Source organism: Enterobacter cloacae complex sp. P6RS (assembly GCF_014982245.1).
Classification (GTDB): Bacteria; Pseudomonadota; Gammaproteobacteria; order Enterobacterales; family Enterobacteriaceae; genus Enterobacter; species Enterobacter bugandensis.
Genome location: NZ_JADCLB010000041.1, coordinates 26258 through 46167, shown reverse-complemented (window position 1 = coordinate 46167; position 19910 = coordinate 26258). Strand labels below are relative to the sequence as shown.

The window sequence follows — 19910 nt, the reverse complement described above, 5'->3', positions numbered from 1 at the left end:
CCCCTACCCCTACCACCAAAAATAAGTTCAGGAAAAAATAATGGAATGAGTTAATCAAAATAATCTAGATATATTAGCGCTCTCTAAAGCAGCTGTTACCTTGCTGAATAACCGCTGCTGATAATTAGCCGAACAAAGTGTCCGATTGAAACTATCTAACTCTTATAATGTCCGAATACCTTGTGGTGTAACGGGGGGATAGCATTTCACGTTTCATCTGCCAATGTTGCTGTATTCCCTGCCCGGCAAAGTAGAGTGTTCCTTTCCCGTCTTTCGCGTTTAGGTGATCGAGCACTTCCATCAACTTGTCGCTTCCGGCTCGCGGCGCGTTTTCATCGAACAGGTTCAACTGGGCCACCCCCTGGCTGAAGAAGTCTCCCAGCATGATTCCAGCCTTTTGATAGCGATGGCCGTCCTTCCAGATTTTGTCCAGGCACTTTACCGCGGCGTTAATGATGTCTCTGGAATCTTGGGTGGGGGTAAGAAGCTTCATGGACGCACTGTTACCGTAATACGGCTCGTTAAGCGCAAAGGGAGAGGTTTTCACGAACGCAGAGATAAAGCGGCAGTACTGATGTTCACCCCGCAGTTTTTCAGCACCACGGGCGGCATAGCTGCAGATAGCTTGGCGCATCTGTTCATAGTCCGTGACGCGCTCGCCGAACGACCGACTGCAGACGATTTCCTGCTTTGCCGGTGCAAACTCTTCAAGATCGAGACAAGGCTCGCCGCGCAGCTCCCGGACTGTCCGCTCGAGTACAACGTTAAAGTGCTTTCTGATTATCCACGTGCTCTGCTCCGAAAGGTCGAGAGCCGTTTTGATGCCCATGGCGTTCAGCTTCTTACTGATGCGCCTGCCGACGCCCCAGACGTCCTCCACCGGAACCAGAGAAAGCAGTCGGCGCTGGCGATCGATATTGGACAGGTCCACTACCCCGCCCGTCTGGCGCTGCCATTTCTTCGCGGCGTGGTTGGCCAGCTTCGCCAGTGTCTTCGTCTGGGCAATGCCAACACCAACGGTAAGGTGAGTACGCTTCAGAACCGTAGCTCGGATCTCTTTGCCGAACTCTGTAAGGTCCCGGCAGTTGCGAACACCAGTCAGATCGCAAAAGGCCTCGTCAATGCTGTAAATTTCTACTCTGGGGCTCATTTCTTCGAGCGTCGTCATTACACGGTTCGACATGTCCGCATAAAGCTCGTAGTTACTGCTGAAGCAAACAACGCCAGCACGCCGGAAAAGCTCTCTTTGTTTGAAGAAAGGCTCTCCCATGGTAATTCCAGCGGCCTTGGCCTCGGCGCTGCGCGCGATTACGCAGCCGTCATTGTTCGACAGAACAACCACTGGCCGCCCTTTCAAATCGGGCCGAAACACCGTCTCGCATGATGCGTAGAACGAATTCACATCACAGAGCGCAAACATACTTAGCTCGCAGATTTAACGATGAAAGTAACAACGCCGAAAACGTCCAGCGTATCTTCGCTGCCAACAACAATCGGGCTGTAGGCGCTGTTCATAGGATTGAGCTGCACCGTCGGGCGAAGCTGCAGACGCTTAACAGTAAATTCCCCTTCCACCGCGGCGATGACAATGTCACCGTGCTCTGCTGTGCGCGAACTGTCCACCACCAGCAGATCACCATCGCTGATCCCGGCTTCGATCATTGAATCACCTGCGGCTTTGACGAAATAGGTGGAGCTCGGATGAGCGACAAGTAACTCATTGAGATCGATACGCTGTTCAACGTAATCAGCTGCGGGGCTTGGGAAACCACACTGTACTAAGTCACTGAAAAGCGGAAGAGCGATAATCTCTCGCAGTTCTGTTGGCCTCATGAATTCCATTGCACTCACCTCAAATACTGTTTTTATATACAGTAGTTTTATTTGTAAGTGTCCGCAAGATGCAGGCCCTATCGTGACTGCTTAAATCTTCGCCGTTTCGTTTCTAAGTTTCTATGTCGCTTCGGATTATAAGTTTTGTAAATTTTCCAATAATGGCTCTGTTTGAGCAGAAATAAATCGGTTTGGGGGTAACAGGTTTGCTTTAGGAAGAAATCCCAGTTCTAAGGGGTGTGAATGAGGTAAAAGCGTTAGCGAGGGAGGTTGAACAATCTAAAGAGATCTCAGACCGCGAATGTTTGAACGGAATGCAACTGCGGCGCTCATATAGATCTGGCTTGAGTTTACAGCACACAATCGAGTCGAATAGTACGCTCTGAGCGAGGATTAGACATTGCAATCAATTAAAATCCATGAATATTCATAAATAATAAAAATTTAAATCTACAAATTTTACTTTAGGCTATTTAATGTTGTCATTTCATCCTCACCAAGATTCATGCCACAATCATCCATCCAACTCTCCTGCTTTCAAGCTCTGAACAAATTTCTTTTGATTATAAATTGCTCACGATATAGCAATCTGGATTTTCTTCACAATACTCAATGTATAGCAGAGGTGATGGAAATAGTGTTAATCTATCCGGATGGTTTTAATGAATAATTCTTGTATCTGAATGCGACAATTAACTACAAGAATCAAGAAGATTTGAACAAGTAAAGATGGTGAAAAGATGAGCAATAAAGATCACAACATACCAATTACCAAACAGGACCTGACAAACGATCCTGAGTTGATAGATTTATTTGGCGTTCCATGGGACATAATAAATCATCGCCACCCAAGCGTCACACCGGAGATAAAAAAAAGGATTTTGAAAGAGAAATATAAAAAAAGAGTAATTGCTGATGGAATTGAGTCTGGTCAATTAACCCTAAACGAGCATGGCTATGTATTTCGCTCCAAATTGAATAGTTCACAATTTGCTGGACTAGTATTTGAGGCTTTTCTTGTTGATCGTTTTAATTCCAATAGAAGTGAAGGCCTTCGAGCTTTTACATGGTGTACAGAAGATAATAGCACAGCTGCGACAAAGCATTTCGAAGAATTTCTTGCCGTTGGAACAGGATTGATATCTACCCAGCGGGAACACATAGGATTTTATGAACCCCATAGCAATGCAGATATTATTTTCCTAAGAAAAAATCATTCACGAAATGAAATGGAGAATGCCCTCGTAAAAGGAACAAACCTCCAAAGTGCCATCCAGGTTAAATGTATAAAATATAATATCATTGAGGAGGTTGTTAAGACTGTCATTTCTGGAAAATACCGAAATGTAATAACAATGTTAAGTGATACTCGAGGCATTCCCTCTTGGGTGACATGCCATTCAGCATTGGCCACTATGAAACGGCGAGGCACTATTACAACTGAACAATATGCTAAAGCAATCGCGGCGATTCATGGCCCAGAATATTTTGGCTTAGCTCAACATGATATAGACGATTATCACGAATATATTTTAGAGTTTTGGAAAGGGAATACAGAAGAGCAAACAAAAAATATAAATGACGCCATAGATCAAGAAATTAACGCCTATACACGCCGCAATGGTTTGCTTGTCCCACTCAGCTTAAAATAGAAACGCAAGTCTAGCGATGTTTATTTCATCGCCGGACTTGATTAAATCTCAAATTCCTTTCCTGCTACAGAGTAATTTATCAAATGAGGTTAGCATTATTATTGTAAGAATATCAAATAGATGTATGCAGCATTATATTTCATGACACTACTAGTCTTCGCTTAAGCTCTTCAAGTTCTTTCTGTGTTTCTTCCAGTTTCGTAATTACATATTTTAGCGCCAGCGTGGTATCAAGCAGCAGCACGTTACTATCCAGTGCTAAAGTACCCTCCCCTCGAATTATCTCACCTTCTTCATTTTCATACGGGCTACCCGGAACCTCTTTCACATAATCCGGATCGATCTGCATGACATCCTGCGCTATAACACCGCGACGTACTCTGCCTTCATCATCATTTTTATAAATGAACGTAGAAGGTTTCAGGGCTTTGATATTGCTATAGGACTGACGGCCATCATTGTAAGTGATCTCTTTTTTCAGCGAGGCATCTGATGTTGGCTGTTTAGAAAATATATAGTTACCAATAAAGCCGCCATTACCTGAGACAGCAATATCGCCTGTGGTCAGGCTGAAGGCAAAGATACGAGTACCTGCCGAGCCACCATCCCCATGAGTAACGATCTGTATCTCAGGCCAGTTCGACGTGCCGCCGCTGATTGACCCCATAGCGGTAGTGGCATGATAACCTCCTGAGCTATACGTACTCCAGCGCAGCGCTGGAACATACCCTGCATCGTTAGGTGTTACCAGGTTAGTACGGGAAAATGCATTATTAACATTGTTCTGGTCATTTATATCGAGATAACCGCCACCGCCACCGAGACCCGGAGCAAGGTGACAATTAGCCTGATATATACCACGAGGGGTCCAGCGGAAATCAGCATTTGAGCTTATACCGTCATAGAGATTCATTTGCACGCGAGATAAATCAGTTCCTGATCCACGTACAGCGCCAAGCCTCCATGTGCCAGCATAGTAGTTACCAGAAAGCCAGTTAACATAATTCTCAACCGGACCGTCTGAAGCAACGTTACCTAAAGTAATAGCCTTATTTCCGCCAGATCCTGAAGCAACTCCCACAATGTTTCCTGCAGATGCGACAACGCCACCAGTAACAGTCCCACCTGCTTTACCTTCTATTGTCTCAAGACGCTCATCGTCCCCTGCTGCCACCGTTCCGTCCGTTGTTCCAACGTTCCTGGTGGAGCTGTCTCCTAAACCGAGGTTTGTGCGACTGCCTTCTGCCGTTGTTGCCCCGGTACCACCCTGGTCAATCGGGAGAGCACCATTGGTACCTTTCTGAGCCAGCTTACCGATGCCCGGGATAGTTACGGAGGTGCCGTTAATCGTAACGTTAATATTCTGGTTGGCTGAGGTTGTGGCGAACGTCTCCCACGCGCCAATGTTCTCGTCATACTCTTTGATGAGCTGCGACATCGCCTGTGCCAGCCCGTCGACAGAGATATTGTCGGACACCAGGATTCCATACTTCTGGCCGCTCAACGCCGGGGAAGCAGCTGGCGTAACCGTCATTGACGTGGCGCTGTTCACGGATGAAATCTGGAACATCTGAACCGGGTTAGACATGACGATAATCGTCTGGCCAGCGCGAACCTGGCTGGCCGGTGCCGTCCAGTTCGTGCCCGTGCCGGTGGCGGTGTTTCCGTTAATGGCGATGGTGCCAGTGTTATAAAGCATATTTTCTCCAGGCAATAAAAAACCCCGCCGAGGCGAGGTTTGCATTCAAATTCGTGAGTTATTTACATGTCGTGCTTGTGAATGTGTTCGCACTTACCCAACGCCAGTTGAAGGGATATCCGGCCCGGTATTGAGTCTGGTTGTTTTGTTTTCTAACGCCGTAAATCATAACGGTATTCTCATGGTCACCCATATATGCCGTGCCGCTGCAAATAGGTTCCTGTTTCTCAAGTACACCAGCACAACCAGACAGCATTAAAGCGATCGCCATGCTGATAATTAGCCTTTTCATTTTGAAAGTATCCAGAGGAATTCAGTAGGTTCGAAGATATCAATACAAAATCGATGGGTATAATTGATTATGTAGATCAATTATTTGTTATTGATCGCTCAAAACGATCAATCAGTCATAGGCTGCGGTGTTGATGGCCGTCAATGCTATTCCTGTGGTTGTCCCTCCCGCTGCAGAACCAGTAGCTGTTGTCGAAGGCGCGGCATTTATCCTGGTCGACGAACCGTTAAAGCGGCAGCCTGCATAGGCTGTTATATTCACGATTGTTGGAGGCTTGGTATTGTTGTTCTGTACGATTTGTGAGCCCAGAATTGCAGGTGCTACCGCATAACTACCCTGCAACGTAACATCAATGTTAATCCCTCCCGTTGAGGCTCCTGGTGTTCCGACAGTAACGAGGTCAGTAAGCACGCGGCTTTCGTTTGTCAGTACCAGCTTTCCGGCTTCATCCCAGACAGCAAATCCCCAGTCGGGCAACGTTTGTGGAAAGATGGCAAAGATGTACGCCGTCAGAGTGTGTGACTGACCATAAGCGTTGCTTGAACCAACAAGAATGTTTCCTCCTGACCGGGTTGCCCCGACTGTAGTGGGCTGGGCTGTATCACTCGTTTTGCAAAAAACCATCGCCGGATAAGAAGCATCCAGAGCTACCGTCGCAGAAGCACCGTGGTATGCCCCATTTGCCACTGAGTTAACCACTACCTTTCTGTACAGACAAAACGGCGTTGACTGAGGAGTAATAAACGGATTTCCGCTTTCCAGCGCAATCAGTGCACCATAATCTGCCATCATGCATTCTCCACGAAGACCACCAGTTCACATTCCGAGGCCGGATAATTACCAATACCAACTTCGCTGGCAGTGCTGAGAGTGATGGTGTTCCCGTTAGCGATAATGCGTCGACCCACCGAGACCGCGCCTTTATCAAGGGACACCGCAAATCCGACCTTCATCCCCGCCGGAATGGTAAAGGACCAGTTGCCCGAGGTTTGCCCCTCGGAAAGCTGAATACGCCCTACCACTGATACGGGTTTGATACCGTAGTTGTTCGGGATGCCGTTGGCGTCCCAGGTCTGAATACCCCAGGCCATTAAAACACTCCTGTAAGTTTGCCTATCTGAACACGGAGCCTGTTAGCATCCCGAATGCTGATGGTGACGTTAGTCTGCTTCATGCCTCCGGAACTGTCGCTCCCGTAGTTCTGCATCGTTCCGTCTTTACCCCAGCGCCAGCCAGCGCTTCCGGCAACATAATTATTAGACTGCAGAGAATCCGTAATTTTGCCGAACTGGATACTCGCATCACGGAAGAACGCATCATTGATGAATGTCTGCCCGTTCTGGATAACAAATGGCAAAGAAACAGTGCTGCCAGCTTGGGAGGTAACGGCAAAACGGTCGGCCAGGAAGATAACCTGTGACTGCATCCCTGATGGCGTATTCTCCACCCCGATCCCCATTCCTGCAGCGTAATACTGGCCATTACTCGTTACCCCAACTTTGATGTTGTACATCGCGCTGAGCTGGCCGTTTACGTTCGCAATGGCCTGGGCGTTCGTGGTGATAGAGGCAGTATGTCCATTGACTGTCGCCGTAATAGCATTTATCTGCGTGGCTGTAGACTGCTGATAATTCGAAACCGTATCGCTCAGGCTGTTGATGGATGCCGTATTACCGTTGACGTTCGTTTGCAGACTCAGCAATGCGCGTGCCGTTGCCTCCCTGTCATTGACGATCACCTCATCAATGCGGTCTAGCTGCGCGCTGTTACCGGCAACCGAAGCCGACAGGGTTTTACGTGTGGCCACCTGAGCGAGGTTGGCCTGGATTATCGCAATTGCCGAGTTCTTCACGCCTCCTGTCATGCCGTCCATCGAAACAGAAATCTCGTCTATCTTCACTTCGGCCTGCGCCAGCCCGTCAGCGTTCTCCTGGATGTCTTTCGCCTGCTGCTCGAGCTCGTCGGCATGCTTTTTAATGTCATCCGCCATGCCTGCAACTTTTTCGTTGCTGTCCACTGCGTTCTCGATCAGGTCTTTGAAGGTATCAGAGTCTTTCATTCCCTCCAGAATCACATCGGTGATGTCAGAAACATCGATACTTGCCTGTCCTCGCACCCATTCTGTGTACCCTGATTCGTTGCCGCTGCGGTCCACCAGCTGCGCGCGGTACCAGAAAATCTGCCCAGCCTTAAGGCCCATCTGCTGATATTTGCGCTGCGGGTAAGGCACATCGGCCAGCAGCATCGCATCTTCTTCGGTACCAGTCAGGCTGTACTGAATTTCCGTCTTCAGCGTGTCGTCGGTATTCGCCGGGAATCCCCAGTTGAGCTCGATACCGAATACCACGCTTTCAGAAGCGATGAAGCCAACCGGCTTCGGTGGATTGCCCACTTTACCCGTCAGCGTTTTCTCTTCTGAATAGCCCCAGCCTGACGAAATTTCGGCAGCATTGATGGCGCGCACGCGCACCAGGTAGCGCCCGGCATAAATCCCCGGGACGTCGAATGATGTGGTGGAGCTGCGCGGCACGTTAACCCAGTTCCCGTCGTTGCGGCGCCATTGCGCTTCATAGGCGATAGCGTTCTGCGCCTGGTCCCAGCTCACGCGCATCGTTTCGACACTGATATTTTGCTGCACCACAGAAAACGAGCTGATGACGATGTTCGCAGGCGGCGACTGGTTGCCCGGCGGGATCACGCTCACCGGCCGCTGGTCAATGATGGCTCCGGTATCAATGCGATCGAATTTATCCGGATCGTGATTTGCACCGACGATTGTGAACGTGCCGTCATTATTATCAGTTACTGTAATAACGCGATACTGCTGTGCGTAGAGCTCATCAGACTCAATGACCCATACGGCCTCGGCCTGTGGAAGCTCGCTAAAGGCGGTTGTCACGGTAACCATTCCACCTGACAGGGACTGAATCGTCCGGGATTGGGTAATACCCGACGGCAGGTTTACCATTATCCTGTCACCGGCCTTAGCACTTGGCACCCGGTCAAGTTTGAGTACACGACCATTAACCGCGGATAATCGACCGCCTAAATCTCGGCCAGAGAGATTTCGGTCAGCGACAGCAATTATGTAGCCAGGCTGAGGAATATTGCCGTCCAGACCAACGTCAAACGTTACAATCCTATCTTTATTGTTGGTCAGGATCCCCCAGCGCCCTTTCCTGTTAGCCTCAGATTGCCGGGTGCATCCGATAGCGGTGATCTCAAGCTGGTTGAAACCATAGCGCGCCACCAGAGCCTGCTCGAAGACGGGCTCCATTGCGTCAGCATAGCCATTTGCCGGATCCGACCAGGAAACAAGAGCGTTTGTGTAGCGACTTTTAGTTGTGCTACTGGAATACACAAATTTGCCGTCAACTACGTTAGCGTGCGTGTAGGTAAAATCGACATCTCTGGGCATGTCTGCAAGGGCAACAATCTGGTCGTCTCCCCAGTAGGTCATACCTCGAAAAATGGCGGCAAAGTCTCGCAGCACAGTGTAAGCGTCATTTCGATCTTGAATGTATACGTTGCAGGTGTAACGCGGTTCAGTTCCGCTCCCCCCCTTACCATCCGGTACCAGTTGATCACAATACTGAGCGACCTGATAAAGGGTCCATTTATCAATATTGGCTGCTGTTAGCCGATTACCAAGGCCGAAGCGGTCAGTGACTACCAGATCGTAAAATATCCACGCAGGGTTATCCGTCCATGCCCACTTAAATGCTCCCGTCCAGGTGCCGCTGTACGTTCGTGTTTCTGGGTCATAGGTATCGGGCACACGAATAACACGCCCGCGGGGCTCGCAAGAAATTTGCGGAATTGAGCCATTGAACTGGCTCGAATCAAATTCGATGTACAGTAGCGCGGTGTTCGGATAGCGCAATTTGGCGTCGATTACTTCTGTGAAGCTTTGCAGCGTCATCGTGTCGCCAATCTTAGCGCTATTTGCGTCTGCGGTAATCTTGCGCAGCCTGATGGTCCAGGTGCTGCCCGCCTGAGGTAAATCAATACGGTGGCTGCGTTCATAACCAGAGGTGGTTTTCCCGGTCACGCTGGTATTTAGCACCGTCTGCCAGGTACCGCCATCTGTCTGCAGGTCAAATGCGTAGTTGACCGAATAGCCAACCAGATCGCCATCGTCCTCCTGTTTGAAGAGAGAAGGCCATTTTAGACGCAGGCGAACAGCTGAAAGCTGCGTATTGGTGAACGTGCGCGTCCACGCTGTAGAGCTGGAAACTTCGGAACCTACATTGATTTCATTTTCGGTACCTGGGATCCCTTGAATGTATTTTTGCGCCTGAGTTCCAGAACGAAACTCCCACGCCACGCCGCTGAAGTTCTGTGAACCATCTGCGTTCTCAAGTGCGGTGCCATCGAGATAAATATCGCGCGCAGTAAGTCCACCAGCAAACTCCCCCTCTCCCAGCGCGAGAAGGATTTTTGCCTTGGCAACTGACTGCAGGTCGTCTGGCTGTTCTGTAGGAGTTCTTGAGCTTGAACTGCCGCCCTTGCGGCCTTTAATAGCGGTTGCTATAGCCATATTGCGCCCATAAAAAAAGCCACCGGGAGGTGGCTTGTTGATAAATCTATTTACTGTTGGTCTTCTACATAGATACCGGCGGAGATGATCGCGCCACCTATACGGCGCCGTCCGTACAAGAGTGGTACCGGATTGCCCTGAGCTGTCGTATTTGTTACTCCACCAAAGGCATAACTGGCCTTGTTGTCTGCCGATTGCTTGCTGGCAAGTCCGGTTGTCTGTGGAGAAAGCATTTGAACGACACCGCCAAGGGCCATCGCAGCGCCAAATTGCATTAGAGGAACGCCGACAGCACCACCGCCAAAGTATGACGCCACAGCACCAACTGCGACCAAAGCCACACCTAAGATGGTCTGGAATACTCCACCACGTTTACTCCCGAGGATAACCGGCGCGATACGGATATCAGCGGTACTCTGATCCATAGAGAGTTCATCATCGTTCAGGTTACGCTTACCGCTGAATACAGCGTAAGTAAGCCCACGCTGCTTGCTGGTATTCAAAAACCGCTCGAAGCCTGGCACTATAACGCACAATGCACGGATGGCTTCTTTAGGCGAAGCAACAGAAAGTTTGAATTCACGACCAAATGTTGAGCCAAGTATTCCATAGAGGCGTATGGTTCTCATCGGCTGACCAGTTAAAAATGTCATACATGCCTCCAAAGTCTCTCTTGACTAAGAGAGACTATTAATGTTGATAGACTTTTTGATGTTTTTAACACGCAATCCAAGAATTCAAATCAACTTACTTATTTTTGGCTGACGGATTAGCAACTTCTGGGTGTTTTTTATTGAATTCTATAAAGCTACTTGGGCATTCCTTTGAAAGTAAATAATAATTTACTAAACATGCATCCGCCTTAGCTTCATCGCTCGAATGATACACACCATCTGCCAAAGATAATGTCGGAGCTAAATACCTGGCTTTAATCAACTCTTGCCCCAACGCCAAAGCATCCTTAGAAGTAGCTGCTGAACAAGACGTAACAGCACCGTCAAATAACGTCTTATTACCTTTGCAATTTAAGGACGCATCTAAGAAGGACTCGTGTAAATCGGTGCGCACTTGAATAAATGCAGGATCAGTAATATTTGAACCAGCCAAGATCCCTATCAGACCTAACCCACCTCCGATTGTAGCAATGGCTGAACCATTGGCGAGGTTCAAATCTCCCAATACCAACCATCGCAACAGGAAAAAACTCACTGCTACGGACGTTATCAAATATCCAAACCCAGTCCATAGATTGTGACTGTGCCCGAAGAAACTCAAGCATGCAAGCCCGACCCCAACGACAAATGGAACGCAGACAACGACCATTTTAATATAAAAAGTATTCAAGTTGACAAATGCCACATTAATATCCGTTAATGAAGTACCTTGGGCTCATTATTATCTAAACTTCGATTGATGGCGAAGGATTTTGTTTGTCCTCTCACGCCAATACCCACCATAGGGTACTCGCTGGCTAAGATGTCCATATAGATGATGCAGAAGCATGTTCCCCTCCAGTAAGATTCCTGAATGGTTCCACTTATTCGATTCCACCTGCATGATGATCAGATCGCCCGACATCGGTGATCCACTGAATTCACGGAAACCACACTCGTACCAGCAATCCTGATAGAAGTTGTCCGGGTAGTCGTTCTCCCACCAAGGATAATCTACACGGTAATCCTTAAGCTCGATCCCATGCTCCTGCCGGAAATAGCTCATCACTAGGCCCCAACAGTCGTAGTGTCCGAGCACAAACGGGCGCCCGAGCAACGGTAATTCACCGCGGGGAGTAATGGTGCGAAAGTCTCCTTCAGGCCAACTGACAATATGCCAGGGCAGCAACGTTGCATCGCATTGAGCCTTGTCCAGTTCGCTTGGTTGGGTCGTCGCGTCGGGGTGGCTATGTACGATTCCCGTTATCGTCCCCCAGTCTTCAGCAGCAGCGTAATCCTCTGGCGAAAGGTGAAACTGTTCCGTTGGTTCGGCAGCCAGATTACGGCATGGGAAATAGCGTTCCACCCGACTTTTCTGCGCTATTACACCACAGCATTCGCGGGGATATTCTTTCGCGGCATGCACCAGGATGTCCTGAATTGTTTTCTGACGCATGTTAACTCCTGATCAAAGATGTTCCAGGAAAACCACCGAAAGGAAGTTCATTGTGTTCACCAAACCGAAGCTTGCAGGCGGTGAGCGTGCCGTTACATTCATCCAATGAGGGATCGCTTACCGGATTGTTGTTTTTGTCGAAGTAAAGCGTGCCCGTATAATCGCACCCATCGCCGGTGCGGTACTTATTCCGGATGCACCAGGTACACAGGGAATGAAGCTGCCTGGTCGGGATCATCAACCCCTGCAGATCCATCGGGCTGGTAAGAACAAACTCGATACTTTCACCGGGAAGCTCGCTATTTTTACCGTCGATATAGAAAACCCGCTTTCTCACCTGCAAGGGATCTGCTGTTGGATTTCCATCCGGGAAATTGCGCTCATCCAGGTAATGCGCAAAAGTGTCATGAATCGTAACTTTGGCCTGCAGCATATCGTCATAGGCCAGACAGAGCGCAGTGATAGAACTGTCAATGTTGGCAACGGTGAGCGTCGGCTGGGCGCTACTGCCATCGGTTGAAGCTTCCAGTCCCTCGAGCTTATATGGCCAGGCACCATACTCTTCGCCCTGCCACCAGATACTCTTCGCCTTTAACTTTGATTCGTCGCCACCAGCAGCCGCAATCTCTTCTTCAGTATGCGGGAGGTTATAAGCGTGAAAGCGCAGAACGTCGTCCAGACCAAACGCAGAACCGTCTACTTCAAGAAGACGTATTTTTTCACCCGGTTCGAGGCGTTGATAATCTTCAGTAATCATGGTGCGTATGCCTGTTTGAAGGTTGCTTTTATGGTCATCACTTTGCTGGATAGCGGCTGGGCTTTAATGGAATCAGCTTCAATCCGGTATAAACCGGTTTCGCCAACAGGAGAGGTCCAGATAAAGGATTTTGTGATGTGCTTGCGGCAAAAACTCAGCGCATCGAGCATCTCTGCCTTTTTTCCCGTTAAGGTCATCGGCCATGACTGTTTTTCAGGGTTGATGCCTTCACCGGCGATCTGTTCAAAGCCGTCTCCAAAGGATGCAGAGCGTGTAGTGTAAGTGAGCTCCCCTTCCATTCCCGCCTGAATCTGGGTTCGCCAGGTGAACGTTTCTAAGGCCATGTTTGCTCCATAAAAAAAGCCACCCGAGGGTGGCTTGTGACAGTATGAGAAGGAAATTAGCGGGTTTCACAACCAAGCTGAGATTTGTCGATAATCTGCGTGCCTTCAACACGGTAACCATATGTGCCGAACAGAAATGCGTGGTTTAATTGATAAATAACAACGTCGCTTAAGCCTACGGAACACTTATCTTTTTCAATAGCCCGATCCATTGCAGTTTTAACGCTTGGAATGCCCAACGGGAAAATAACAATTGGAGCTTTGTCTTCACCAGTCACACGTTGACCTTTTTCAAACTTAGCTGCGTTCAGGTTGTAATTTTTGGTACTACCAACGGTCATATCAGCAACACGAACAGTACAGCCAGACAACATTAAAGCCCCAACAGCTAAAGCCACTACCTTCTTCATTTTGCGTTTCCTTTGATTGCAATCGGAAACATCTTAACATGATGAATAATATGATCAAAAAAAACACCGATTCGTCTTATCTTGATTTTGTTGCATTCCAGATGAGACCACCAGGCTGGAGCTGTTTGGCAATACCTGCGCGCACTGACTGATCAATGGTCTGCTTGTAGGCCCGCGAAATAGCGTCGTTGTCACCAGAAGTCTGCTGCTGAGTGTTCTGGTTATGAACGATCACGGAAGTTTGAACGGTTACGCCACCAGCTGCATTCGATTGCAGCCCATACATTGGGGCTGTGCCAACATAACCGCCGTTTGCATACCCCTGAGCTCCACGCATAAGCGCATAGAGATTGCCGACACCCAGCGCACTGGTCGCTTCCTTCGTAAAGACAAACTCACCACCGTGAACTACGCCTTTCGGTTGGTATTTACCGCCACCACCGGTGTAACCGCCGCTATCGAATCTCGGCACCAGACCGCCACCAGAGAAACCAAAAAACGCCCCGATACCCGTTCCACCAAAGGCTGACTTCATTCCATTAACCAGAGCCAGTTGCGTCAGCATCTGGGCGATGCCCTTCAGGAAGGTAGTCAGAAAATCTGAGAAGTTAGATTTACCAGTAGTAAAAAAGTCAGTAAGTGTGCTGGCCATCCCGGTGAACGCATTGCTGGTAATCGTCTGCACCTGCGAGTAAACATTAGTCGCGCTGTCCTCAAATTCAGCCCAGCCCTTTTTCGCGCCGGTCAACCAGTCGTCACGCAACCTGTCCTCTGCATCATAGTAATCATTCGCCGCTTTGAGCTGCTTCTGGTATCCCTCATCATCAAGCGAACCTCCAGCATTCTTCCAGCCAGCGGCAAGCTGACTTTTCGCGAGTTCACGTTGTGCCTGACGGTCACTCATCCCGGCACCGTTCACTAATGAAGCCTGCTTCTCTGCCATCTGAGTGACGTATTTCTGTGAGGTATCCATTCGCTTGTTCAGCTGTTCCTGTGCGGTAATCTGATCACCTAGCAGTGCTTTCTGCCGTGCCAACTGAAGCACCAGGTCTTTACTCGCCAGCAGGGATTTCTCCTGCTTTGTCAGTGAACGTGAACGCGTGGCCTCCTCCAGCACCTGAAATTTTGCTTCAGTCGTCCACAGATCTTTGCGCTGCTGGCTGATAGTGTCGTTCAGCCCTTTATGCTGCTGCAGCGCGCGTAATTGTGCCTGAAGCGCCAGCAGCTCGGCCTGGGCAGCATCCGTGCTGCGATCGCCAGCCGATAATGTGCCCTGCTTTCCGGTTTTGGTCTTTTTACCAAAAGAAGCGACTCCTTCCCGATCCTTCTGGGTGGTTGCGGTACTTATCTTTATGGTCGTATCGAGGTATTTACCTGCACTTATATCAGCCGCATCCCAGTCTTTTTTCAGCTGAGAAATGCTGTCGCCATAAGCGCCGGCCATTTGTTCGTTGTAGTCCTGCCATCCCTGCAAGGTATCTGTTTTCGCCCAGTCGGGAACGAGGTTAATCGCGGCAGCGATAGAGGAAGAAATGATCTGGTTCAGCTTCTGGAAAACGATCGCAACGCTGTAATAAATTGCGTTGAATTCCTTCAGTGTGTTTGATGCCAGCTCTGCTACCCACTGACCGATACTCTGCATGGCCTCAGACGCCCAGCCCTTGATATCCAGCCACAGGCGGCCAAACGGCGTCAGCGATTCGTAAGCCTGCTCTCCGCGTTTTGCCATCGTATCGCCAAACAGGTCCATAGCGTGCGTAACGGCCGCGGTCTGGTCCTTTTGCTTGATCAGATCGTCAACATGCTTAAGTTGTGAAACTGTCAGGAAATTATATTGTTCGTTGAGACTTTGCAGCGCTTTAACAGGGTCTTTTTCGATGTCCTTATAGGCTTTGGTGATGTCCTGCGCCGAGACTATACCGGTCTGAACCGCCAGCGCCGTGGAGCCCGCTGCTTTTTCAAGTTGCTTCTGTGTCAGCGATCCCATGCCAACCAGCTCAGTCATCAAACTTTGAACGGTTCCTACAGTCGCGCCAGTAGAGGCAGCAATAGACTGAGAGGAAGCCAAAACCTGAAGCGCTGACGTGCCGGCAATGTTGCCAGTCCTGATAATGGCCTTGTTGATTTCGTCGTAGGCGGTGAAGTAGTCCGACCCCGCTTTCGCCGCAATCAGTACAGCACCGGCCAGGCCGCCAATTGCCACTCGTGCAGGGGTCACCATCGACAACATCGCTTTCAGCGCATTGCCTACACCGCCAAACGAGTCACGGAGCTGACCGCCCTGCTGAATAGCAACCATATAAACCGGCATACCGGAAGCCAGTGAAGTCACAATGTCGGTCATTTGCATCGGTAGATAACGCATAGCATTGCGATATTGGCCCGCGCTGATAGCCCCAGACTTCCATGCTTCTTCCTGCTCTTTCAGCTTTGCGATCATTGGTGCAGCACGATCGGATACGCCGAGTTGGGCTGCTTTTAGCTCTAACAGTTCTGCGCGAGTTTTTCCGATTGCTGTGACCTGCTCTTCCAGCGAATCGATAAAGGTTTTGCCCGCCGCAGCGGCACGCTGCGCTGCCTGAGCCTGCTCAATGCGAGCCCGCCCCTCTGCGGTCTCAGACTCCATGACCTGCGCCAGTTTAGCTCGGGTCGTCTCAAGCACGCTGTTGTAGCGAGTAAAGTCTTCATCCCCTACCAGCCCTTTGCTGCGAAACTTCGCCAGGCTCTCTTGGATAGTGTCCAGTTCATCCAGTGCCTTGTTTACCGGGCTGATTTTATTCAGCAGGTTCTGCAATTCCTGACGCTGCTGCTTCAGGCTTTCGCTGTTTTTCTTCTGGTTATCGATACCGGTGCGGAACGTGCTGTTCAGGTCATCCGCTTTGCCTGCCGCGGCGGACGCGGTCTCCTGAAAGCGATCCAGTGCCTGGTTACCGCGCTCCAGCTCAGTGGTATTTACGCGCAGGGAAATCGTGGCGATATCGTTACTCATTCCGCCCTCTCTTTATGCATAACTTTTAGTGCGGCGCTCTCCATGATTCGGATGTCCGAAAGTGCGGTTGCCTCGTCCTCGACGTGGTGCAGGCGCATTACCCAGGGCAGCACGTTGTAATCAAGCCCTGATGCACCACCCATGCCCGTGCGCCACTGCGTACTGACAGCCTGAAACACCAGGAATGAAGGCCATACATCTGGCCAGACATCTACGAAATGATCGTCATAGTCATCCGGCGTAAGCCCGTAAGGCGCCAGGTCTGCCGCTGTGGGTTCAGGCGTATAGAACGCAGAGGCAACCGCTATCAGTTTTTTTCGCGCTGCCCCATCAGCTCGCGGTAGTAGGTTTCCGGGATTGCCTTCATTGCCGCCGGATAGTTTTCCAGCAGCACCGACAGGTTTTCCGCGTTGAAAGCATCGGGAAGTGCCCAGCCTGAAATGATTTCCATCAGAAAATCAGTGGCGGTTTTGCCTTCGAGTTTTTCCAGGTCAGCCAGATCTTTAAGTGGTTTGTGATTAAACGTGAACGTCAGCACGCCATCCTCATCGCCGGCCCGGGGGATCGAGACATTGGCCTTAAATGTTGGTTTGGGCTGAAGAGTGAATTTGGTCGCCATCGATACCTCTTAACGGAAAAAAGCCTCCACAATGGGAGGCATGGAATAGTAAAAGCTCTGACGGCTAGGCGGCAGCGTCAGTCACCTTGTAGAACGTCATCGCCGGTGACTGCAGGTTCAGTACCACACTTACTGTCTCTACCTCGTTAACCGCAGTAGTTGGCGTATCGTCAAAGGACGCCGTGGCCGCCCAGTAACGGTTTTCCTTCGCCTTCGGCACGTACATGTAAGCCGCAACCGTCTCTTCGTCTTCGTCCAGTTGGCGCAGCAACGGATATACCGGGAGAGTTGAGTCGTGAGCGATCGAGTAGGTCTGAGAGACAGCGGATTTATAAGTATTCAGGTTGCGCTGGCGATCATCGCTCAGGAACTGAATCTGTGTGGTGTTCTGATCGCCACCAGATTTCGAGACCTCAGTAATTTGCGGCAGTTCGGTCCATTCAAGCACCTTGCGGATCGAACCGGTACCGCCACCAGCGGCATATTTGTTTTTGTTGGTGGTATTGATATTGCGAAGAGTTACGGCGCTTTCGGCAATCGCATCAATTTTTGCAATGACGTTATCAACACCGGACCAGTTGCAGTTCACATGAACAATATCACCCACCTTGAGTGCGTCCGCTTCACTCACGGTGATCACCATATTTTCGGCGTTCGTCGCCCCGGTGAAAGTAATGGCTGGGCCATAACCCGATGCCAGATAGACGTGAGCGCCGTTAGGCAATGCAAAGCCCATATTGGTTACTCCTTTAGAAACGGGAAAACCGGCAAAGTGCCGGTCAGGTTTAGAAGGTTGCAAGGATTAGCTGGAGATATCAGCTCGATAATTGAGACTCACGGGAACAGTATAAGAGACAGATGTAGTGATCCCGCGGAAAACACCAGGCGTTTGATCTATCCAGCATGCAAAACCCCTGCCTTCAATCTCCTGCCCCTCGGGGAACAATTCAGCCACGCGATCAGCCAGGGCCACAACATCGGTACGGCCTGTACCGGCTGGGGCCACAACGTTAATCTGGTATACACCTGAATAAATGCGGCAGCGCAACCCAAGGTCTACCGTACGCGGCGTGGCGGGCATGTCATGGACAGCAAGATAGAGCCCATCAGATGGCGGTGTGAAAGGCACGTTTTCCCAGGCAACTGGGATCCCTTCAGCATCAGCCCACTCGCCGAGCCTGGCGGCCAGCGCCGTCGCGATATCGGGGATCATTTAGTCACCTCCCTTACTGCATCCTCAAAAAATCGCTGAAACTCAGCTGCAGTTATGCGGACCATGCCGCCCGGAGCCTGTGTGGAATGCCCCATTTCAAGCGGGTAGGCATAGGGCACGTTGTTGCAGAAATAAATGGCCTTCATCCCGACTTTGAAGAGCGACAGCGTGTAGTTCCCGGCCGCTTTGGTCAGGTCGCCGGTCTTGTCTATTCGCCCTGTTTCGTCAGTTGTCGGAGCATCAAACGATATCTGCCAGTTACCGCGAAAGCGTCCGCCCGTATACCCCGGCGGTGCTTTGATATCCATCCCATCCACCACCCGGGCTTTTTTCTTCAGTCGCCCGGTTTTGGTCAGGTTGTCGGGATTGGCGCGCTGCGCCTCGTTGTGGTCGAAAACAGCGCGATTATAGGAAACGGATGTCTGGTTAACTTCCCACAACTCCGGGTTGCCCACTGGAGACATCACCACCAGCTGGTTAAGAATTTTGATTCCGACGGCGCGCACCACTGCTTCCTGATTCGTTTTCGCCTTGTTAACGAAAGCCGTGATTTCAGCCAGGAAAGCCGCGTTCTCGCCCATGCTAAGCCCTCAGTTGCACTTTGTAGCAGAGCACCAGCACGGCAGGTTTTACCGGATTCGGTTTGACAACACGGTAGGCTGTGCCGTCAATATCAACCACATCGCCGATTTTAATTTCCTGCTCTGACGTAAAAACAATCTGCACGTCGCCGTTAACGATGACCGTTCCATCAATTTCGCCCGGCGCGTATTCGGTCTTCACGCCCACAGCAGTAAAACGGACCGCTTCAGTTTTATGCTCAACGCCGCCGATAACCGTTACCGAGCCTTTACGGTTGACGTTGTACGTCGCGCCGTTCTGCCTGAGCATGCGGGTCGTTCTGGCCTGCATACGTTGGTAATCAATCGCCATATCAGGCCCTCTCAGCAAATGCATTGATGGCGTAACCACGACCACCAGCGAGGTCGCCCAGCAGCGCCATAACGGCAGGATAGGACGGCGTGAAGACTTCACCATCTGCGACCGCATAGGTCATGGTGACAGCACCTTCCACACGTTCAGTTTTCACAGCGGCTTCGCGCACGCTGGAGAGTAAATCGCCGTCGATTGCCTCTACCGCCAGCATGCACTGTGCGGTTATAACCTGCCGTGGAACTTCATCCGGCGGGAAATCATGTTCATCCAGAACGACATTCACGCGTGGCCATGCCAGAGCCTGTCTCGGGTCAGCTTTTGAGCCAACCCAGTCCAGACCGTCCAGGTAATCCATGGCCTTAATCAACAAAGGTGTGAGCTTGTCAGGCAGTTCAATGCCGCGTATTTCCGCAAATGAGGCAAGATCCTCTTCACTGGCGTAGCTGTTGGCATCAGGAGAGGTGATATCGGTATTGACCATCGAATCATCCTGTTTATGGGGCTTTCGCCCCATTCG

General features: G+C 50.2%; 22 protein-coding genes. 1 reads left to right on the top strand and 21 read right to left on the bottom strand.

Annotated elements, in window-relative coordinates; genetic code table 11:
* Positions 1-151: 151 nt before the first annotated feature.
* Both INF73_RS21695 and INF73_RS21690 read right to left on the bottom strand, forming a co-directional pair.
* Positions 152-1420: a Y-family DNA polymerase gene (locus INF73_RS21695; protein ID WP_063944168.1), complete on the bottom strand. Its 1269-nt coding sequence runs from the start codon at positions 1418-1420 to the stop codon at positions 152-154.
* Between the two features lie 2 nt (positions 1421-1422).
* Entirely contained in the window at positions 1423-1842 is a 420-nt protein-coding gene (locus tag INF73_RS21690; RefSeq protein WP_063944169.1) for a translesion error-prone DNA polymerase V autoproteolytic subunit, read from the bottom strand.
* Between the two features lie 731 nt (positions 1843-2573).
* On the opposite strand from INF73_RS21690, the gene INF73_RS21685 reads away from it, so the two are divergent.
* Positions 2574-3485, top strand: a complete 912-nt coding sequence (locus INF73_RS21685) for a hypothetical protein (RefSeq protein WP_063944170.1) — start codon at positions 2574-2576, stop codon at positions 3483-3485.
* A 139-nt stretch (positions 3486-3624) separates the two neighbouring features.
* Here INF73_RS21685 and INF73_RS21680 read toward each other — a convergent pair whose 3' ends face one another.
* The 19 genes from INF73_RS21680 to INF73_RS21595 all read right to left on the bottom strand — a co-directional run bounded on the left by INF73_RS21680 (position 3625) and on the right by INF73_RS21595 (position 19874).
* Positions 3625-5184 (bottom strand): tail fiber domain-containing protein, encoded by a 1560-nt coding sequence (locus INF73_RS21680; protein WP_080472204.1) that lies wholly within the window; start codon positions 5182-5184, stop codon positions 3625-3627.
* Positions 5185-5242: 58 nt separating this feature from the next.
* Positions 5243-5476: a hypothetical protein gene (locus tag INF73_RS22180; RefSeq protein ID WP_022648875.1), complete on the bottom strand. Its 234-nt coding sequence runs from the start codon at positions 5474-5476 to the stop codon at positions 5243-5245.
* Positions 5477-5587: 111 nt separating this feature from the next.
* On the bottom strand, positions 5588-6268 hold the full coding sequence (locus tag INF73_RS21675; RefSeq protein WP_226857659.1) for a hypothetical protein: 681 nt from the start codon (positions 6266-6268) through the stop codon (positions 5588-5590).
* A complete protein-coding gene (locus INF73_RS21670) occupies positions 6265-6567 on the bottom strand; it encodes a hypothetical protein (RefSeq protein ID WP_016063576.1) in 303 nt (100 codons plus the stop codon). The genes INF73_RS21675 and INF73_RS21670 overlap by 4 nt, the downstream gene beginning before the upstream one ends.
* The gene (locus INF73_RS21665) at positions 6567-10016 is read right to left on the bottom strand and encodes a host specificity protein J (protein WP_182033728.1); all 3450 of its coding nucleotides are present in this window, start codon (positions 10014-10016) and stop codon (positions 6567-6569) included. The genes INF73_RS21670 and INF73_RS21665 overlap by 1 nt, the downstream gene beginning before the upstream one ends.
* Before the next feature lie 50 nt (positions 10017-10066).
* Positions 10067-10669 carry a tail assembly protein gene (locus tag INF73_RS21660; protein WP_049136375.1) on the bottom strand — a complete coding sequence of 201 codons (603 nt, stop codon included), beginning with the start codon at positions 10667-10669 and terminating at the stop codon, positions 10067-10069.
* 94 nt (positions 10670-10763) lie between these two features.
* On the bottom strand, positions 10764-11375 hold the full coding sequence (locus INF73_RS21655; RefSeq protein WP_154819683.1) for a hypothetical protein: 612 nt from the start codon (positions 11373-11375) through the stop codon (positions 10764-10766).
* A 36-nt stretch (positions 11376-11411) separates the two neighbouring features.
* Positions 11412-12125, bottom strand: coding sequence for a C40 family peptidase (locus INF73_RS21650; RefSeq protein WP_063944172.1), 714 nt, complete (start codon positions 12123-12125; stop codon positions 11412-11414).
* A 1-nt stretch (position 12126) separates the two neighbouring features.
* A complete protein-coding gene (locus INF73_RS21645) occupies positions 12127-12882 on the bottom strand; it encodes a phage minor tail protein L (RefSeq protein ID WP_193542454.1) in 756 nt (251 codons plus the stop codon).
* A complete protein-coding gene (locus INF73_RS21640) occupies positions 12879-13226 on the bottom strand; it encodes a phage tail protein (protein WP_136343376.1) in 348 nt (115 codons plus the stop codon). Before INF73_RS21640 ends, INF73_RS21645 begins: the two co-directional genes overlap by 4 nt.
* Before the next feature lie 56 nt (positions 13227-13282).
* A complete protein-coding gene (locus INF73_RS21635) occupies positions 13283-13636 on the bottom strand; it encodes a hypothetical protein (protein WP_023617196.1) in 354 nt (117 codons plus the stop codon).
* Positions 13637-13712: 76 nt separating this feature from the next.
* Positions 13713-16625, bottom strand: coding sequence for a phage tail tape measure protein (locus tag INF73_RS21630; protein ID WP_193542456.1), 2913 nt, complete (start codon positions 16623-16625; stop codon positions 13713-13715).
* A complete protein-coding gene (locus INF73_RS21625; protein ID WP_050583638.1) occupies positions 16622-16885 on the bottom strand; it encodes a DUF1799 domain-containing protein in 264 nt (87 codons plus the stop codon). The genes INF73_RS21630 and INF73_RS21625 overlap by 4 nt, the downstream gene beginning before the upstream one ends.
* 47 nt (positions 16886-16932) lie before the next feature.
* Entirely contained in the window at positions 16933-17244 is a 312-nt protein-coding gene (locus INF73_RS21620; protein ID WP_193542458.1) for a phage tail assembly chaperone, read from the bottom strand.
* Between the two features lie 64 nt (positions 17245-17308).
* Positions 17309-17980 (bottom strand): phage tail protein, encoded by a 672-nt coding sequence (locus INF73_RS21615; RefSeq protein WP_046092062.1) that lies wholly within the window; start codon positions 17978-17980, stop codon positions 17309-17311.
* A gap of 66 nt (positions 17981-18046) precedes the next feature.
* Positions 18047-18457: a DUF4128 domain-containing protein gene (locus INF73_RS21610; RefSeq protein WP_193542460.1), complete on the bottom strand. Its 411-nt coding sequence runs from the start codon at positions 18455-18457 to the stop codon at positions 18047-18049.
* Positions 18454-19038: a hypothetical protein gene (locus tag INF73_RS21605; protein ID WP_148400785.1), complete on the bottom strand. Its 585-nt coding sequence runs from the start codon at positions 19036-19038 to the stop codon at positions 18454-18456. Before INF73_RS21605 ends, INF73_RS21610 begins: the two co-directional genes overlap by 4 nt.
* Position 19039: 1 nt before the next feature.
* A complete protein-coding gene (locus INF73_RS21600) occupies positions 19040-19390 on the bottom strand; it encodes a hypothetical protein (RefSeq protein ID WP_193542462.1) in 351 nt (116 codons plus the stop codon).
* A 1-nt stretch (position 19391) separates the two neighbouring features.
* Positions 19392-19874, bottom strand: a complete 483-nt coding sequence (locus INF73_RS21595) for a DnaT-like ssDNA-binding protein (protein WP_111965030.1) — start codon at positions 19872-19874, stop codon at positions 19392-19394.
* Between the last annotated feature and the right edge of the window lie 36 nt (positions 19875-19910).

Bases quoted from the DNA above. Each gene is read 5' to 3' on its own strand.
- INF73_RS21695 (WP_063944168.1), bottom strand. From the start codon at position 1,420: ATGTTTGCGCTCTGTGATGTGAATTCGTTCTACGCATCATGCGAGACG.
- INF73_RS21690 (WP_063944169.1), bottom strand. From the start codon at position 1,842: ATGGAATTCATGAGGCCAACAGAACTGCGAGAGATTATCGCTCTTCCG.
- INF73_RS21685 (WP_063944170.1), top strand. From the start codon at position 2,574: ATGAGCAATAAAGATCACAACATACCAATTACCAAACAGGACCTGACA.
- INF73_RS21680 (WP_080472204.1), bottom strand. From the start codon at position 5,184: ATGCTTTATAACACTGGCACCATCGCCATTAACGGAAACACCGCCACC.
- INF73_RS22180 (WP_022648875.1), bottom strand. From the start codon at position 5,476: ATGAAAAGGCTAATTATCAGCATGGCGATCGCTTTAATGCTGTCTGGT.
- INF73_RS21675 (WP_226857659.1), bottom strand. From the start codon at position 6,268: ATGATGGCAGATTATGGTGCACTGATTGCGCTGGAAAGCGGAAATCCG.
- INF73_RS21670 (WP_016063576.1), bottom strand. From the start codon at position 6,567: ATGGCCTGGGGTATTCAGACCTGGGACGCCAACGGCATCCCGAACAAC.
- INF73_RS21665 (WP_182033728.1), bottom strand. From the start codon at position 10,016: ATGGCTATAGCAACCGCTATTAAAGGCCGCAAGGGCGGCAGTTCAAGC.
- INF73_RS21660 (WP_049136375.1), bottom strand. From the start codon at position 10,669: ATGACATTTTTAACTGGTCAGCCGATGAGAACCATACGCCTCTATGGA.
- INF73_RS21650 (WP_063944172.1), bottom strand. From the start codon at position 12,125: ATGCGTCAGAAAACAATTCAGGACATCCTGGTGCATGCCGCGAAAGAA.
- INF73_RS21645 (WP_193542454.1), bottom strand. From the start codon at position 12,882: ATGATTACTGAAGATTATCAACGCCTCGAACCGGGTGAAAAAATACGT.
- INF73_RS21640 (WP_136343376.1), bottom strand. From the start codon at position 13,226: ATGGCCTTAGAAACGTTCACCTGGCGAACCCAGATTCAGGCGGGAATG.
- INF73_RS21635 (WP_023617196.1), bottom strand. From the start codon at position 13,636: ATGAAGAAGGTAGTGGCTTTAGCTGTTGGGGCTTTAATGTTGTCTGGC.
- INF73_RS21630 (WP_193542456.1), bottom strand. From the start codon at position 16,625: ATGAGTAACGATATCGCCACGATTTCCCTGCGCGTAAATACCACTGAG.
- INF73_RS21620 (WP_193542458.1), bottom strand. From the start codon at position 17,244: ATGGCGACCAAATTCACTCTTCAGCCCAAACCAACATTTAAGGCCAAT.
- INF73_RS21615 (WP_046092062.1), bottom strand. From the start codon at position 17,980: ATGGGCTTTGCATTGCCTAACGGCGCTCACGTCTATCTGGCATCGGGT.
- INF73_RS21610 (WP_193542460.1), bottom strand. From the start codon at position 18,457: ATGATCCCCGATATCGCGACGGCGCTGGCCGCCAGGCTCGGCGAGTGG.
- INF73_RS21605 (WP_148400785.1), bottom strand. From the start codon at position 19,038: ATGGGCGAGAACGCGGCTTTCCTGGCTGAAATCACGGCTTTCGTTAAC.
- INF73_RS21600 (WP_193542462.1), bottom strand. From the start codon at position 19,390: ATGGCGATTGATTACCAACGTATGCAGGCCAGAACGACCCGCATGCTC.
- INF73_RS21595 (WP_111965030.1), bottom strand. From the start codon at position 19,874: ATGGTCAATACCGATATCACCTCTCCTGATGCCAACAGCTACGCCAGT.